This is a genomic window from Kitasatospora sp. NPDC004799 (genome assembly GCF_040609095.1).
Taxonomy (GTDB): Bacteria; Actinomycetota; Actinomycetes; order Streptomycetales; family Streptomycetaceae; genus Kitasatospora.
Genome location: NZ_JBEXJK010000197.1, coordinates 1 through 14,889, shown reverse-complemented (window position 1 = coordinate 14,889; position 14,889 = coordinate 1). Strand labels below are relative to the sequence as shown.

Annotated in this window: 15 protein-coding genes and 1 pseudogene; 3 read left to right on the top strand and 13 right to left on the bottom strand. The window is 73.2% G+C overall.

Annotation, left to right across the window (positions count from 1 at the left end):
* The 7 genes and pseudogenes from ABZW03_RS23610 to ABZW03_RS23580 form a co-directional block, all read right to left on the bottom strand.
* Positions 1–593: pseudogene (locus ABZW03_RS23610) on the bottom strand (hypothetical protein); the annotation flags it as partial.
* Positions 594–710: 117 nt separating this feature from the next.
* The gene (locus tag ABZW03_RS23605; protein ID WP_355261617.1) at positions 711–1,016 is read right to left on the bottom strand and encodes a 4a-hydroxytetrahydrobiopterin dehydratase; all 306 of its coding nucleotides are present in this window, start codon (positions 1,014–1,016) and stop codon (positions 711–713) included.
* Between the two features lie 67 nt (positions 1,017–1,083).
* Positions 1,084–1,263, bottom strand: coding sequence for a DUF1272 domain-containing protein (locus tag ABZW03_RS23600; protein ID WP_355261614.1), 180 nt, complete (start codon positions 1,261–1,263; stop codon positions 1,084–1,086).
* A 38-nt stretch (positions 1,264–1,301) separates the two neighbouring features.
* Positions 1,302–2,060, bottom strand: a complete 759-nt coding sequence (locus tag ABZW03_RS23595) for a sulfite exporter TauE/SafE family protein (RefSeq protein WP_355261611.1) — start codon at positions 2,058–2,060, stop codon at positions 1,302–1,304.
* 183 nt (positions 2,061–2,243) lie between these two features.
* The gene (locus tag ABZW03_RS23590; RefSeq protein ID WP_316526943.1) at positions 2,244–3,293 is read right to left on the bottom strand and encodes an SPFH domain-containing protein; all 1,050 of its coding nucleotides are present in this window, start codon (positions 3,291–3,293) and stop codon (positions 2,244–2,246) included.
* A gap of 10 nt (positions 3,294–3,303) precedes the next feature.
* Entirely contained in the window at positions 3,304–3,726 is a 423-nt protein-coding gene (locus ABZW03_RS23585) for an NfeD family protein (protein ID WP_355261608.1), read from the bottom strand.
* Positions 3,727–3,865: 139 nt separating this feature from the next.
* A complete protein-coding gene (locus tag ABZW03_RS23580) occupies positions 3,866–4,657 on the bottom strand; it encodes an ABC transporter ATP-binding protein (RefSeq protein WP_355261605.1) in 792 nt (263 codons plus the stop codon).
* Positions 4,658–4,807: 150 nt separating this feature from the next.
* Between ABZW03_RS23580 and ABZW03_RS23575 the strand changes: the two genes are divergently transcribed.
* The gene (locus ABZW03_RS23575) at positions 4,808–5,611 is read left to right on the top strand and encodes a hypothetical protein (RefSeq protein WP_355261602.1); all 804 of its coding nucleotides are present in this window, start codon (positions 4,808–4,810) and stop codon (positions 5,609–5,611) included.
* A gap of 9 nt (positions 5,612–5,620) precedes the next feature.
* Here the strand turns inward: ABZW03_RS23575 and ABZW03_RS23570 are convergent, their stop codons facing one another.
* The 3 genes from ABZW03_RS23570 to ABZW03_RS23560 form a co-directional block, all read right to left on the bottom strand.
* Positions 5,621–6,280, bottom strand: coding sequence for a response regulator transcription factor (locus ABZW03_RS23570; protein ID WP_355261599.1), 660 nt, complete (start codon positions 6,278–6,280; stop codon positions 5,621–5,623).
* Positions 6,273–7,370: a GAF domain-containing sensor histidine kinase gene (locus ABZW03_RS23565; RefSeq protein WP_355261620.1), complete on the bottom strand. Its 1,098-nt coding sequence runs from the start codon at positions 7,368–7,370 to the stop codon at positions 6,273–6,275. Before ABZW03_RS23565 ends, ABZW03_RS23570 begins: the two co-directional genes overlap by 8 nt.
* 295 nt (positions 7,371–7,665) lie before the next feature.
* Positions 7,666–10,293: an FHA domain-containing protein gene (locus tag ABZW03_RS23560; protein WP_355261596.1), complete on the bottom strand. Its 2,628-nt coding sequence runs from the start codon at positions 10,291–10,293 to the stop codon at positions 7,666–7,668.
* A 222-nt stretch (positions 10,294–10,515) separates the two neighbouring features.
* Between ABZW03_RS23560 and serB the strand changes: the two genes are divergently transcribed.
* Positions 10,516–11,772 (top strand): phosphoserine phosphatase SerB, encoded by a 1,257-nt coding sequence (gene serB / locus ABZW03_RS23555; protein WP_355261593.1) that lies wholly within the window; start codon positions 10,516–10,518, stop codon positions 11,770–11,772.
* A 105-nt stretch (positions 11,773–11,877) separates the two neighbouring features.
* Here serB and ABZW03_RS23550 read toward each other — a convergent pair whose 3' ends face one another.
* The 3 genes from ABZW03_RS23550 to ABZW03_RS23540 all read right to left on the bottom strand — a co-directional run bounded on the left by ABZW03_RS23550 (position 11,878) and on the right by ABZW03_RS23540 (position 14,012).
* Positions 11,878–12,405, bottom strand: coding sequence for a histidine phosphatase family protein (locus tag ABZW03_RS23550; protein WP_355261591.1), 528 nt, complete (start codon positions 12,403–12,405; stop codon positions 11,878–11,880).
* A gap of 123 nt (positions 12,406–12,528) precedes the next feature.
* Complete coding sequence (locus tag ABZW03_RS23545; RefSeq protein ID WP_355261588.1) at positions 12,529–12,651, bottom strand: SGM_5486 family transporter-associated protein; 123 nt, start codon at positions 12,649–12,651, stop codon at positions 12,529–12,531.
* Between the two features lie 71 nt (positions 12,652–12,722).
* Positions 12,723–14,012: an MFS transporter gene (locus tag ABZW03_RS23540; RefSeq protein ID WP_355261585.1), complete on the bottom strand. Its 1,290-nt coding sequence runs from the start codon at positions 14,010–14,012 to the stop codon at positions 12,723–12,725.
* Between the two features lie 125 nt (positions 14,013–14,137).
* On the opposite strand from ABZW03_RS23540, the gene ABZW03_RS23535 reads away from it, so the two are divergent.
* Positions 14,138–14,836 (top strand): FadR/GntR family transcriptional regulator, encoded by a 699-nt coding sequence (locus ABZW03_RS23535; RefSeq protein WP_355261582.1) that lies wholly within the window; start codon positions 14,138–14,140, stop codon positions 14,834–14,836.
* Positions 14,837–14,889: the final 53 nt, after the last annotated feature.

Sequence of the window (14,889 nt, the reverse complement as noted above, 5' to 3'; positions counted from 1 at the left end):
GCCCGGGACGGCGCGGCGGGCTCGGCGCCCTGCTCCGGGGAGGTCTCCGCGGGCTGCTCGGGCTGCTCGGGGACGGGCGCGGGCGCCGGCGCGGCCTCCTCGATGTGCACGTAGCCGTCCGCCGAGTACTCCGCACCCGCCGGGACGTACAGCCCCTCCCCGGCCGGCTGCTGCGCCGCCGCGTACGGCCCGTACGGCTGGTGCTGCGCGTGGTCCTGGTACGGCGGCGGATAGGGCTGGTACAGGCCCTGCTCGCCGTACTGGCCCTGGACGTAGCCGGTCCGGTCGTACCCGCTCTGCTCGTACCCGTTCCGGTCATAACCGCTCCGGTCGTAACCGGCCTGGTCGTAACCGCTCTGGTCGTAACCGGCCTGGTCGTAACCGGTGTGCCCGTACCCGCCCTGGCCGGCCTGCGGCTGCTGCTGCTGCCCGTACCCGGCCGGGTCGTAGCCCGGCTGCGGGTGCGGCTGCCACGGCGACGGCTGCTCCGGCGTCCACTGCTGCTCGGGGTACCCGCCGTTCGGCCGGTCCGCCGGGCCCTGGGGCGGCCACGGCTGCTGGGCGTGGGCGTCTCCGAAGGGCTCCTGCGCCATCCGTTCCGTCCCTCCGAGCCGCCTGCCTGCCGATGCGGCAGTCAGCATCTCACGCCCGCCCGGAGTTGCGGCCCGGGCCCTCACCCGGACGGTCCCGGGCGGCCCGGTGGCACGGCGTCAGGTCGCCGACTCGGCGCGCAGGGCCTCGTCGATCCGGGTGGCGAGGCCGAAGTCCAGCCCGGTGAGGCCGCCGGCGCTGTGGGTGGACAGGACGAAGCGCAGGGTGCGCCAGCGGATGTCGATGTCGGGGTGGTGGTCGAGCGCCTCGGCCTGCTCGGCGACGGCGACGACCACCCGGATCGCGGCCGGGAAGTCCGGGGCGTCGGCGGTGCGGGCGATGGCGTCGCCCTCCCGCCGCCACTGCGGCAGCGCCGCCAGGGCCGCCGTGATCTCGTCCTCGTCCAGCCGTGCCCTGCTGCTCATCGCCGCGCTCCTGGTGGGTCGTCGGTTCGGGGTACCGGAGTTCCGGGAGGCCCGGAGGGTTCCGGTGTCAGGCGGCCTTCCGGCGCGGACGGACCACCAGGTCGCCGCCGCAGTTGGGGCAGGTGGCGGCCATGGCCTCGGTGCAGTCCGGGCAGAAGGTGCACTCGTAGGAACATATCGAGGCGCGGCCGTCCGCGGTCAGCGACACCGCGCAGCGCTCGCAGCTCTCACGCATCTCCAGGGCCATGGCGTACTCCTCCGACCGGCATCCGGTCCGACGTTCGGTCAACTCAGCAGCAGTTTGGTGACGGCCACCAGGCCGACCACCACGATGACACCGCGCAGCGCGGTCGGCGGCAGGCGCCGGCCGACCTTGGCCCCGAGCAGGCCTCCGACCAGCGAGCCCACCGCGATCAGACCGGCGGCGGCCCAGTTCACGGTCGAGGTGAAGAGGAAGAAGAGCGCGGCGACCGCGTTGACGATCATCGCCAGGGCGTTCTTCACCGCGTTGATCCGCTGGAGGTCCTCCTGGAGCAGCATGCCCATCAGCGCCATCAGCAGCACGCCCTGGGCGGCGCCGAAGTAGCCGCCGTAGATGCCGGTCAGGAACACCCCGAACAGCAGCACCGGGCTGCCGTCCGGGTCGCCGTCGGGGCGGCGGCGGGCGGCGACCGCCTTGGCCACCCGGGGCTGGACCACCACCAGCACGAGCGCGAGCAGGATCAGCGCCGGGACGATCGCGTCGAAGGCCCCGCTCGGCAGCTCGATCAGCAGCAGCGCGCCGAGCAGCCCGCCGAGCAGTGAGGCGGTGCCCAGGCGCAGCACCCGGCGGCCCTGGTCGGCCAGTTCGCGGCGGTAGCCGATCACCCCGCTGAGCGAGCCGGGGACCAGGCCGAAGGCGTTGGAGACGTTGGCGGTGACCGGCGGGATGCCCACGGCGAGCAGGACCGGGAAGGTGATCAGGGTGCCGGACCCGACGATCACGTTGATCATCCCGGCGCCGAGGCCGGCCACCAGGACGGCGATCGACTCCCAGAGCGTCATGGGTCACCTTTCCTCTCGGTCCTGTCCGAGGGGATCATGCCGGACGCCCGGCGGGCCGACCAGACCCTCCCACGATTCGGGACGCACGCCACAGCGCCGGGTACCCGCGCGCCGGCGCCGCGAACGGCCGAGGGCCCGTCACCTCCTCGGCGACGGGCCCTCGGCACTGCACGGTTCGACCGGTCACTCCGGGTCGATCTTCGGGTACTCCCGCGCCGGGTCGACCCGGGGACGGGCGGCGCCCTTCTCGGTGTCCACCGGCCGCGGGCCGGACGCCGGGTCCAGCGGGACCTGGGTGGCCGCCGGGGCCGCCTGCGGGACGCTGGGCGCCGCGACCGCGCCGCCGTTCACCCCGCCGTTGCCGGTCAGGCCGGTGAAGGCGCCGCCGAGGCCCTTGAGCGCGTCGCCGACCTCGCTGGGGATGATCCAGAGCTTGTTGGAGTCGCCCTTGGCCAGCTCGGGCAGGGTCTGGAGGTACTGGTAGGCGAGCAGCTTCTGGTCGGCGTCGCCGTCGTGGATGGCCTCGAAGACCGTCCGGATCGCGGCCGCCTCACCGTCCGCGCGCAGGACCGCGGCCTGCGCCTCACCCTCGGCCTTGAGCACCTCGGCCTGCTTCTCACCCTCGGCCTTGAGGATCTGGGCCTGGCGCTGGCCCTCGGCGGTGAGGATCGCGGCGCGCTTGTCCCGGTCGGCGCGCATCTGCTTCTCCATCGAGTCCTGGATGGAGGTCGGCGGCTCGATCGCCTTCAGCTCGACCCGGTTGACCCGGATGCCCCACTTGCCGGTGGCCTCGTCCAGGACGCCGCGCAGGCCGGCGTTGATGACCTCGCGCGAGGTCAGGGTGGACTCCAGGTCCATCGAGCCGATGATGTTGCGCAGGGTGGTGACGGTCAGCTGCTCGATCGCCTGGATGTAGCTGGCGACCTCGTACGTCGCGGCGCGGGGGTCGGTCACCTGGTAGTAGATGACGGTGTCGATGTTGACGACCAGGTTGTCCTGGGTGATCACCGGCTGCGGCGGGAACGGCACGACCTGCTCGCGCAGGTCGATCCGGTTGCGGACCCGGTCGATGAACGGGACGACGATGTTCAGGCCTGCGTTGAGCGTCCGGGTGTAGCGGCCGAAGCGCTCCACGATCGCGGCGCTGGCCTGCGGGATGACCTGGATCGTCTTGATCAGCGCGATGAAGGCCACCACGACCAGGACGACCAAAACGATAAGGACGGGTTCCACGGACTCTCCCCTAGACGACCAGGGCGGTCGCGCCCTGGATTTCGACGACGTCGACCTGCTGCCCCGGCTGGTACACCTGGCCCGGGTGGAGCGCACGGGCCGACCAGATCTCGCCGTTCAGCTTGATCCTCCCGCCCTCCCCGTCGACGGTTTCCGCGACGACCGCGGTGGCGCCCTGGAGCGCCTCGATGCCCATCTTGACCTGCGGGCCCTTCTGGAGCTGCCGTTTGGTGATCGGGCGGACGAAGGCCACCATCGCGACCGAGACGACGACGAAGGTCACGGTCTCCAGGACCACTCCCCCGCCCAGCCCGGCCACGCCGGCGGCGGCCAGCGCCCCGACCGCGAACATGGCGAACTCCGGCACCGCGGTGAGTACCAGCGGTATGCCGAGCCCTGCGGCGGCCAGGAGCCACCAGATCCAGTTCTCCACACGTCCATCCTAGGGAGCGAAGGCTTTCGAAGCGGACAGTTCCCGCAGGTCGAGGGGCGGAAACCGGTCGCGCGTGCGACCGGTTCCCGACGGCCTTCCGGATGGGCGGTGCGAACGGTGCTGACGGGCGGACGGGGCCTCAGCCCAGCGGCAGGCCCTGGGCCGACCAGCGGTCCCCGTGCCGCTCCAGGGTGAGCGGCAGGCCGAAGCACTTGGAGAGGTTGCGGGCGGTCAGCTCGGTGTCGATCGGGCCGGCCGTGAGCACCTTCCCCTGACGGATCATCAGGACGTGGGTGAAGCCCGGCGCGATCTCCTCGACGTGGTGGGTGACCATCGCCATCGCCGGGGCGAACTCGTCCTGGGCGAGCGCGCCGAGCCGGCGGACCAGGTCCTCGCGGCCGCCGAGGTCCAGGCCGGCCGCGGGCTCGTCGAGCAGCAGCAGCTCGGGGTCGGTCATCAGGGCGCGGGCGATCAGGGTGCGCTTGCGCTCGCCCTCGGAGAGGGTGCCGAACTTGCGGTCGGTGAGGTTGGCCATGCCGAGCCGGTCGAGCAGGGCGAGGGCCCGGCCCTCGTCCGACTGCTCGTAGGTCTCCTGCCAGCTGACCGTCATGCCGTACGCGGCGGTCAGCACGGTCTGCAGCACCGTCTGCTCGGCCGGCAGCTTGTCGAACATCGCGGCGCCGGCCAGGCCGATCCGGGACCGCAGCTCGAAGACGTCGATCTCGCCGAGCTTCTCGCCCAGCACCGTGACCTTGCCCGAGGTCGGGAACAGGTACGAGGAGGCGATCTGCAGCAGCGTGGTCTTGCCGGCGCCGTTCGGGCCCAGGATGACCCAACGCTCGCCCTCGGAGATGGACCACGAGACCTGGTCGACCAGCGCGCGCCCCTCCCGGACCACGGATACGTCCACCAGCTCCAGCACGTCGCTCATGCCTATGCCTTCCCCAAAAAACAAGATTCTCGGCCGTCGGTGCGGGCGGCGAGCCTACTCCGGCAGCCGGTGGGCACGGAGTGGGTGCGCCGCACACGCATGGGCAAACCTACGCCACGCGGATGACCGCCGATTCCGTAGGCTGGCCGGATGCTCGTGACTCCTGCCGACAATCCGTACGAAGAGCCCCGTTCGGGGCGGCTCACCGCCTGGGGCAGCGCCCTGCTGGCGGGCCTGGTGCCGCCGGACGACGCCGCCGCGGCCGTCCTGGGCGCGGACGAGGTCCACCGGGTCACCGGGCTGCCCGGCGACGGGCCCGAGGACCGGCACGGGCTGACCTGGGCGCTGGGGCGGCTGCGGGTGCTCGGCGTACGGGGCCTGCGGCTCGCGCTGCCCTCGGCCGGGCACCCGCTCGGGCTGACCGGCCCGAAGGACTTCAACGAGCGGGCCATGGGGGCGGGCGAGGCCGTCCTGGCCGTGGGCGCACCGCTCGGGCTGGTCCCCGAGGTGGAGGTGTACGGCCCGGTCGGCGACCGCTCGGCCACCGTGCTGTGGCGCTGCGCCGAGGTCGACGACGCCCCGCCGGCGGACGTGCCCTCGCTCCACGAGGCCGAGCGCGAGCTGGCGGACGGGCTGCGGGAGGCGACCGTGCTGCTCACCCGCCTCGACGTGGCGGGTGCCGGGCCCGAGGCCCTGCGCGCCCTCGAGGCCTACCGCCGCCGCGGCCACAGCGAGCTGCTCGCCCCCGGCTACCCGCCCCGGGCCGTCCGGGTCCTGGAGTCGGCCCGCCAGGTGTCCGCCCTGCTCGCCATCGCCTCCGGCGGGCACGGCGCCGCCGTCAGCGCCTCGGAGATGGCGGCCCGCCAGTCCGTCCTGGCCCCGCTGCGGCGCACCGCCCGGCGCGCCCAGGTGGCCGCCTACAACGCCCTCGTCGACGAGCGGGACGACCGCTGAGCAGCCCGACTACGCGTCCTCGCGGGTCTCGCCGTGGCGGACGGCCCAGAGTGCCGCCTGGGTGCGGTCGGCCAGGTCCAGCTTCATGAGGATGTTGGACACGTGGGTCTTCACCGTCTTCTCCGAGAGGTGGAGGCTGCGGGCGATCTCCCGGTTGGAGCGGCCGTCGGCGATGTGGCCGAGCACCTCGCGCTCGCGCTCCGTGAGCGTGCCGCCGCGGCCCTGCGGGGCTCGCGGGCTGTCGTCGGAGAGCAGGGCCTCGGCTAGTTCGGGCTGGAGCAGGACGTGCCCGGCGTGCACCGACCGGATCGCCCCGGCCAGTGCCTCCGGGTCCACGTCCTTGTAGACGTACCCGGCGGCACCGGCCCGCAGCGCGGGGACCATCGTGCGGTGCTCGGTGAAGCTGGTGACGATCAGGATCCGGGCCCGGCTGCCCTCGCCCTTGAGCGTGCGCAGCGCCTCGATGCCGTCGACGCCGGGCATCTTGAGGTCCATCAGGACGACGTCGGGGTCGAGTTCGCGGGCCCGTTCGACGCCCTCCGCCCCGTCGGCGGCCTCCCCGACCACCTCGATGTCGTCCTGGACCTCCAGGAAGGTGCGCAGCCCGCGCCGAACCACCTGGTGGTCGTCGACCAGCAGGACACGGATCGACGGTGTGCTCTCAGGCACCGGGGACCTCCATCTCGACGAGCGTCCCCCGGCCGGGGGCGGACTCCAGGGTGAGCGTGCCGCCGACGGCGGCCGCGCGGTCGCGCATCGAGGCCAGGCCGAGGTGGCGGCCGGCCCGACGGACGGACTCGGGGTCGAAGCCGCGCCCGTCGTCGCGCACCCGCAGCAGCGCTCCGCGGGCCGGCGTCCCGGCCAGCGTGACGGTGACCCGGCGGGCGCCGGAGTGGCGCAGCGCGTTGTGCAGCGCCTCCTGGGCGACCCTCAGCAGCGCGGCCTCCTGGGCGGGCGGCAGCGCCCGGACGCCGTCGGCGGCGAAGGCGACGTCGGCGGCGTGCGCCCGGTCGAGGAGCTGCACCTGGGAGGCGAGGGTGGCGCTGAGCCCGTCCTCGTCCAGGGCGGCGGGGCGCAGTTCCACGACGACGGCGCGCAGTTCGTCGGCCGCCTCGGCGGCCAGCCGGGCGACCTCGGCGAGTTCGGCGCGGGCCCGGGCCGGGTCGCGGTCGACGAGCTTGGCGGCCGCCTTGGCGGTGAGCCGCAGCGAGAAGAGCTTCTGTGACACGGCGTCGTGCAGGTCGTGGGCGATCCGGGCGCGCTCGCCGGCCAGGGTGAGTTCGCGGCTGCGCTCGTACAGCCGGGCGTTGGACAGGGCGAGGGCGGCGTGCGCGGCGAGGATCCGCAGCAGTTCCTCGTCGTGGTCGGTGAAGAGGCCGCCGCCGCGCTTGTTGGCGAGGAAGACGACGCCCATCACCTGCGGCTCGTCCTCGGCCGCGTCGGTGTCCAGGATCGGCATGCCCAGGAAGGCGTCCATGTCGGGGTGGGCCTCGGGCCAGCCCTCGAAGGCGGGTGCCTTGCGGACGTCGGCGAGCCGGATGGGGCCGGTCTCGTGCAGCATCGCGGCGAGCACGCCGTGCTGGCGGGGCAGCGGGCCGATCGCCCGCCACTGCTCGTCGGTGATGCCGTCGACCACGAACTGGGCGAAGCCGCCGTGGTCGTCGGGCACGCCCAGGGCCGCGTACTCGGCGCCGAGCAGGCCCCGGGCGGAGGCGGTGATGCGGCGCAGCACCTCCCGGACCTCCAGGTGCCGGCTCATCGCGAGCAGGGCCTGGCTGACGGTCTCGATCCCGGACAGGCACGATTCGCAGGCGGGCAGCGGGCCCCGGTGGGCCCGGTGGTCTCCGGTGGTGCTGGGCATACCGCCAAACTACCGCCGCCGCGGCGGCCGCCGCGTCCGTCCTCGGCCGCCCCGGGCCCGGGTCCGGGGACCTAGGACCTGTGGGCCGTCCGCACCGGGCAGCCGCCCGTGACAGCAAGCCGTCCGCGACGGAAAGGGGCGGCCCTCCCCGGTGGGAGAGCCGCCCCTCGGCGGAACCGGTCGCGCTGAAGGGTCAGCCCTTCTGCATGACCTCGGGCTCGTGCCGGCGCTGGAGCCGGGTCACGATGACGCCGATGACGACGGAGATGGCGATCAGCACGCCGGCGTCGATCGCCCACTGGGCGACGCTGTGCTTCCAGAGCGGGTCGTAGTTGGGGTTCTGGAAGTCCTTGTTCCAGGGGCCCATGAGCACGGACAGGTCGAGCGTGGTGGAGACGATGCCGGTGCCCCAGCGGGCCGGCATCAGCCAGGCGACCTGCTCCAGGCCGGGCTTGCTGAAGATCTGGAAGAGGCAGCCGGTGAAGACGACCTGGACGATGGCGAACATGACCAGCAGCGGCATGGTCTTCTCGGCGGTCTTCACCAGCGCGGAGATCATCAGGCCGAACATCATCGCGGCGAAGCTCAGCAGGATCATGCCGATGGTCATCTCGATGACCGGCAGGTTCTTGACGATCAGGCCGGTCTCGGGGAGCTTGCGCGGCAGGAAGCCGACGGCGGAGATGATGGCGCCCTGGATCACGCTGAAGAAGCCCAGCACGATGATCTTGGACATCATGTACGCCGAGCGGGAGAGCCCGGTGGCCCGTTCCCGTTCGTAGATCGCCCGTTCCTTGATCAGCTCGCGGACCGAGTTGGCCGCCCCGGAGAAGCAGGCGCCGATCGCCAGGATCAGCATGATCGTCGCGGCGCCGCTGTTGAGGTGGAGCTGGGTCTTGGGGTTGGGCGCGAGCCCCGGTTCGTTGGGGATCAGCACGCTGACCGCGCCGATGACCGCGGGCAGCAGCACCGACAGCGCCAGGAAGCCGCGGTCCGAGGCGAGGACCGCCATGTAGCGGCGCATCAGCGTCCACAGCTGCGAGCCCCAGCTCTGCGGCTTGGGCGGGCGGATCGCCTCCTGGGCGACCCGGGCGTGCTGCACCTCGCCGGACTCCACGTCGGGGGCGGAGTACTGCTGGTAGTGCACCGAGCCGCGGTAGCGGCCGGCCCAGTCGTGGTCCGGGTAGTTCTCGAAGGCCTGGAAGACGTCGGCCCAGGTCTCGTACCCGAAGAAGTGCAGCGCCTCGTCCGGCGGGCCGAAGTAGGCCACCGAGCCGCCCGGCGCCATCACCAGCAGCCGGTCGCAGAGCGCGAGTTCGGCCACCGAGTGGGTGACGACCAGGATGGTACGGCCGTCGTCGGCGAGGCCGCGCAGCATCTGCATGACCTCGCGGTCCATGCCCGGGTCGAGGCCCGAGGTGGGCTCGTCCAGGAAGATCAGCGAGGGCTTGGTGAGCAGCTCCAGGGCGACCGAGACGCGCTTCTGCTGGCCGCCGGAGAGCGCGGTGATCTTGTTGTCGGCGCGCTTGTCCAGGCGCAGCTCGTACAGCACCTCGTCGATCCGGGCCTCGCGCTCGCGCGCCTCGGTGTCGCCGGGGAAGCGCAGCCGGGCCGCGTACTTGAGGCCGGTGCGGACGGTGAGCTCCTTGTGCAGGATCTCCGACTGCGGCACCAGGCCGATGCGCGAGCGCAGTTCGGCGAACTGCTTGTACAGGTTGCGGCCGTCGTACAGGACGTCGCCGCGGTCGGCCGGGCGGTAGCCGGTGAGGGCGCGCAGCAGGGTCGACTTGCCGGAGCCGGACGGGCCGATGACCGCGACCAGGGACTTCTCCGGGACGCCGAAGCTGACGTCGTTGAGCAGGATCTTCTTGGCGCCCTTGTGCTCGACCTCGACGGTCAGGTGGCGGGCGGAGAAGGAGACCGCGCCGGTGTCGACGAACTCCTGCAGCTGGTCGCCGACCAGGACGAAGCCGGAGTGACCGACGGTCAGCCGGTCCTGCGGCCCCATCAGCTGGCGCTGGACGCGCTGGCCGTTGAGGAAGATGCCGTTGTGGCTGCCGAGGTCGACGATCTCGTAGCGGCCGTCCGGCAGTTGGCGCAGCTCGGCGTGGTGGCGGGAGACCTGGAGGTCGGACACCACGATGTCGTTGTCGAGCGCGCGGCCGATCCGGACGGTGCGCATCGCCGACGTCAGGTTGCGGATGACGGTCGGCTGCGGACCGCCGCCCCCGTGCTGCGGCGGGGCCGGGAAGCCCTGCTGCTCCGGGAAGCCGCCGTGCGGCTGCGGCTCCGGGAAACCGCCGTGCTGGGGCTGCTGCTGCGGGGCCGGCTGGGCCTGCGGCGGCGCGTACTGCTGCTGCGGGAACGGCGGCTGGGCCTGCGGCTGCCCGGGCCAGGCCTGCTGAGGCTGCTGGTACGGGTCGTGCTGCGGCCAGCCCTGCTGCGGGGCGGGCTGCTGGGGCGTGGGCACCGGGCCGCGGCTGGTGGCGGCCTCGTGCATCGGGGTGGCCTGCGGGGCCGCGGCGTGCGCGGGCGCGGAGAAGCCGAGCCGGGGGCCGTTCTCCGGGTTGCCCAGGTTGACCACGGCACCGGGGAACAGCTGGGCCTGCAGGGTGCGGGCGCCGGCCACGTACGTTCCGTTGGTGCTGCCGTGGTCGTCCAGCTGCCAACCGCTGCCGTTGAAGCTGATGGTCCCGTGCTGCCAGGAGACCCTGGCGTCGTCGAACGTGAAGTCCGACTGCGGGTTGCGCCCGATGGTGTAGGACCGCCCGGGCTCAAGAGTCCGCTGCTGTCCGTTGATCTCAATGACGAGTTGCGGCACTGCTCGCCTGCCCCGCTCTCTCGGTTCCCCCGAATTGTGCCCCCGGCCGGGGGTGCGCTGTTCCTGTGACTGACGGGGGGAATCATTCCAGCCCGTCGACCGTCGGTGAAAGTCGGCCCGGACGACTGTGACCAGCCTGCTACCAGGGCCCGGGCGGCGGCGTCCCGCGAGGTGGGACGGGTACCCGCGGGCCGTCCGGCGCCCGGTAGCGTGGGAGGCACCATGAACGCATCGCCCCTGGCCGCTGAGCCCCTCCCCGCCGCCCAGCACCGGACCGCGGACGAGCGCACCCTGCTCGTCAAGGTGTTCGGCAAGGACCGCCCCGGCATCACCGCCGGCCTCTTCGCGACGCTGGCCGGCTTCGGCGTCGACGTCATCGACATCGAGCAGGTCGTCACCCGTGGCCGCATCACGCTGTGCGCCCTGATCACCCCGCCCCCCGCACCCGGCGCCGAGGGCGGGCTGCGGGCCACCGTCCACCGCTGGGCCGACGAGCAGAAGCTCCAGGCCGAGATCCTCTCCGGCATCGGCGACAACCGGCCGCGCCGTGAGGGCCGTTCGCACGTCACGGTGCTCGGCAACCCGCTGACCGCCGCCGCCGTCTCCGCGCTCACCTCCCGGATCACCGCCTCGGGCGGCAACATCGACCGCGTCTTCCGGCTCGCGAAGTACCCGGTGACGGCGGTCGAGCTGGCCGTCTCCGGTGTCGCCACCGAGGAGCTGCGGGCCGCGCTGGCCCAGGAGGCGGCCACCCAGCGGGTGGACGTCGCGGTGGTCGCCGCCGGGCTGGAGCGCCGGGCCAAGCGCCTGGTGGTCATGGACGTCGACTCCACGCTCATCCAGGACGAGGTGATCGAGCTGTTCGCGGCCCACGCGGGCTGCGAGCAGGAGGTCGCCGAGGTGACGGCGGCGGCGATGCGCGGCGAGCTGGACTTCGCCGAGTCGCTGCGGGCCCGGGTGGCGCTGCTGGCCGGGCTGGACGCCTCGGTGACCGAGAAGGTCCGCGCCGAGGTCCGCTTCACGCCGGGCGCGCGCACCCTGATCCGCACCCTCCAGCGCCTCGGCTACCAGGTCGCGGTGGTGTCCGGCGGCTTCACCCAGGTCACCGACCACCTGGTGGAGCAGCTGGGGCTGGACTTCGCGGCCGCGAACACCCTGGAGGTGGTGGACGGCAGGTTCACCGGCCGGGTGGTCGGCGAGATCGTGGACCGGGCGGGCAAGGCCCGGTGGCTGGCCCGCTTCGCCGAGCAGGCGAAGGTGCCGCTGGAGCAGACGGTGGCGATCGGCGACGGCGCCAACGACCTGGACATGCTGAACGCGGCCGGCCTCGGGGTGGCGTTCAACGCCAAGCCGGTGGTGCGCGAGGCCGCCGACACGGCGGTGAACGTGCCGTTCCTGGACACCGTGCTGTACCTGCTGGGCATCACCCGCGAGGAGGTCGAGGCGGCCGACGCGCTGCACGGCACCCCGACCGAGTAGGGGCCCGGCCCGGCCGCCGGCCCGCCCGGGCGGATCGGCGGCCCACCGGGACACACCAGGGGCGCGCGGATGCGATCCGCGCGCCCCTCGCGTCCGGTCCCGGGGTCAGTCCTGCGGCGTGTGGTACGAGACCAGCTCGGCCACGCCCGGCTCGACGCCCTTCCAGGAGCCGCTGAAGCTGAGCACCGCGATCGCCGCGGTCGGGAAGCCGCCGAGCCGCAGCCGCTCCAGCGCGTCCCGGTCGCCCGCGTCGCCGGCCAGCACCTGGGTCAGGCCCAGCACGCCCGGGTTGTGGCCGACCAGCACCACGTCCGCGTACTCCTCCGGGGTCTCCTGGAGGACGGCGATGATCTCGCCGGGGCTGGCCTCGTAGATCCGGTCCTCGTAGACGGTCTTGCGGGCCCGCTTGGGCAGCTCGTGCGCCGCCAGCTTCCAGGTCTCGCGGGTGCGCAGCGCGGTGGAGCAGACCACGTAGTCGGGGTTGATGCCGGAGTCGACCAGCCAGCGGCCGGCGTCCGGGGCCTGGTGGCGGCCCCGGTCGGCCAGCGGGCGGTCGTGGTCGTCCACGCCGTCCGGCCAGTCGGCCTTGGCATGGCGGAGAACGATGATCCTGCGGGGCGTGTCGGCGCTCATACCCAGCAAGCTTGGCAGAAAAGCGGCCCGGCGGCGCGACGCTGCCGGAGTCCGCCACTCCGAGGGACGACGGGTGTCATCACCCGCCGTTCACCGGGGCGCCGGGTGCGGTACGGGTGTCCGTCAGCCGATCGAGGAGGCGACGGTGGCGACGATCGACACCAGCACCGCGATGGCGACGATGGCGAGGGCGATGCGGCCGAGCTGCTTGCGGCCGTCGGTGGGGTTGGGATCGAGAACGGGCATGTCCGGGATTCTCCCATCCCGAACACGCCCGCCGTCCGCCGGCCCGGCCTCCGAGGCCCCGGCCCGGTGCGTCAGGCCGCGGCCCGCTCCGCCGGGTGGACCGCCTCGTCCTCGATGTGCCGGGCCCGCGCGGCCCGCAGCCCGAACAGCATCTGCGGCACCAGCAGCAGCGCGAGGAAGCCCAGCGGCCCGTACCACTCGCCGGTGACCTGGTAGATCCGGCCGATCAGGATCGGGCCGGGGATGGAGATCAGGTAGCCGACGCCCTGGGCGAAGGCGGACAGCTGCGCCACCCCGCCGGCCGTCCGGGCGCGCAGCCCGATCATCGTCAGCACCAGCGGGAAGGCGCAGTTGGACAGGCCCACCAGGACCGCCCAGACCCACGGCGCACCGGCCGGGGCCAGCGCCAGGCCGGCGTACCCGGCGATGCCGAAGGAGGCCAGCACGACGACGAACAGCCGCTGGTCGCCGCGGCGGGCGGCCAGGTTGGGCAGCACGAAGGAGACCGGCACGCCGATCACCATGGTCACCGCGAGCAGCACCCCGGAGGTGCCCTTGTCGATGCCGGCGTCCTGGAAGATCTTCGGCAGCCAGCCCATCACCACGTACGCGCCGGTGGCCTGGAGGCCGAAGAAGCAGGCCAGCGCCCAGGCGGTACGGCTGCGGGTGATCGGCAGCCGGGCCGCGGCGGCGGTGCCGCCCGCGCGCTCGCCGCGCTCGCGCTTGGCGATCAGCACCGGCAGCCAGAGCACCAGGGCGAGCGCGCCCAGGGCGGCCCAGCTGCCCAGGCCGTAGCGCCAGTCGCCGTGGAACGCGCTGGTCAGCGGCACGGTGACGGCGGCGGCCAGCGAGGTGCCCGCCGACAGCGCCATCGAGTACAGGCCGATCATCGGACCGACCTTCTCCGGGAAGTAGCGCTTGATGACCACCGGGATCAGCACGTTGGAGACCGCCACCCCGGCCAGGGCGAGCGCGGTCAGCAGCAGGAACACCGCGGTGCCGCCGGCGAAGGAGCGGGCCAGCACGCCCGCGGTGATGGCGCCCATGCCCGCGGTGATCACCGCGATCGGGCCGATCCGCCGGGCCATCGCGGGCGCGGCGAAGCCGAACAGCCCGAAGCACAGCGAGGGGACGGCGGTGAGCAGCCCGGCGAGCGTCGGGTTCATGCCGAGGTCGTCGCGGACCTGGTCGAGCAGCGGCCCGAGGCTGGTGACCACGGGGCGCAGGTTGAAGGCGGCGGCGGCGATCGCGAGGGCGAACAGCCAGCCCAGGTATGTGGCGGAGCCGGAGGCGGCGGGCCGCTCGGCGGTCAGCGGACGGCTCTCGGTCCGGGCGGAGGTGGTGGTGTCAGCTGCGGGCATAGGGAGCATCATAGAATGATGGGATGAATTGATGCACCTCGGAATTGGCATGATGTGCCGACCGTTCATCCGCCGGCCACCTCCCACCCAGGCCCCACCCGAGCCGTAGTCGCAAGGAGTCCCCCGTGGCGCTGTCCTCGCCGAGGCGCACCCCGCTGTCCGACCAGGTGATCGCGCAGCTGCGCGCCCAGATCACCTCCGGGGAGTGGCCGGTCGGTTCGCGCATCCCCACCGAGGCCGCCCTGGTCGAGCAGCTCGGCGTCGCCCGCAACACCGTCCGCGAGGCCGTCCGCGCCCTCGCCCACAACGGCCTGCTCGACATCAGACAGGGCTCCGGCACGTACGTGCTGGCCACCAGCGAGCTGGCCGGGGTGATGCACCGCCGCTTCGCCGACGCCGACCAGGGGCAGGTCGCCGAGCTGCGGGCGGCGCTGGAGACCTCGGCGGCAGGCCTCGCCGCCCACCGCCGCAGCGCGCGCGACCTGGAGCTGCTGGACGGCGCGCTGGCCCGCCGGGAGGCCGCCTGGCAGTCCGGCGACGCCGAGGACTTCGTCCAGGCCGATGCCGCCTTCCACCAGGCCGTGGTGGCCGCCGCCCACAACGACGTCCTGCTCGCCGTCTACTCCGACCTCGGCGAGGTCACCCGCCAGCACCTGCGGCACGACGTCGGCCCCGAGCTGATCGCCGAGCGCTACATCGGCCACCACACCATCCTGGAGGCCATCCGGGACGGCGACGCCCAGCGCGCCTCGGTCGAGGCCGGCCGCGCCATCGGCGCCTGCGCCACCGCCGAGACGGCACGGACTTCGACGCCGCCGCGGTGAAGGCCAACCTGGACCACGTCAAGGACCCGAGGACCAAGTCGCTGTACGCGGCC

Excerpts from the sequence above, each read along its gene's own strand:
- ABZW03_RS23550 (WP_355261591.1), bottom strand. The coding sequence starts at position 12,405 with ATGAGCGCCGACACGCCCCGCAGGATCATCGTTCTCCGCCATGCCAAG.
- ABZW03_RS23565 (WP_355261620.1), bottom strand. The coding sequence starts at position 7,370 with ATGAGCCGGCACCTGGAGGTCCGGGAGGTGCTGCGCCGCATCACCGCC.
- ABZW03_RS23575 (WP_355261602.1), top strand. The coding sequence starts at position 4,808 with ATGCTCGTGACTCCTGCCGACAATCCGTACGAAGAGCCCCGTTCGGGG.
- ABZW03_RS23580 (WP_355261605.1), bottom strand. The coding sequence starts at position 4,657 with ATGAGCGACGTGCTGGAGCTGGTGGACGTATCCGTGGTCCGGGAGGGG.
- ABZW03_RS23600 (WP_355261614.1), bottom strand. The coding sequence starts at position 1,263 with ATGGCCCTGGAGATGCGTGAGAGCTGCGAGCGCTGCGCGGTGTCGCTG.
- ABZW03_RS23595 (WP_355261611.1), bottom strand. The coding sequence starts at position 2,060 with ATGACGCTCTGGGAGTCGATCGCCGTCCTGGTGGCCGGCCTCGGCGCC.
- ABZW03_RS23540 (WP_355261585.1), bottom strand. The coding sequence starts at position 14,012 with ATGCCCGCAGCTGACACCACCACCTCCGCCCGGACCGAGAGCCGTCCG.
- ABZW03_RS23605 (WP_355261617.1), bottom strand. The coding sequence starts at position 1,016 with ATGAGCAGCAGGGCACGGCTGGACGAGGACGAGATCACGGCGGCCCTG.
- ABZW03_RS23545 (WP_355261588.1), bottom strand. The coding sequence starts at position 12,651 with ATGCCCGTTCTCGATCCCAACCCCACCGACGGCCGCAAGCAGCTCGGC.
- serB (WP_355261593.1), top strand. The coding sequence starts at position 10,516 with ATGAACGCATCGCCCCTGGCCGCTGAGCCCCTCCCCGCCGCCCAGCAC.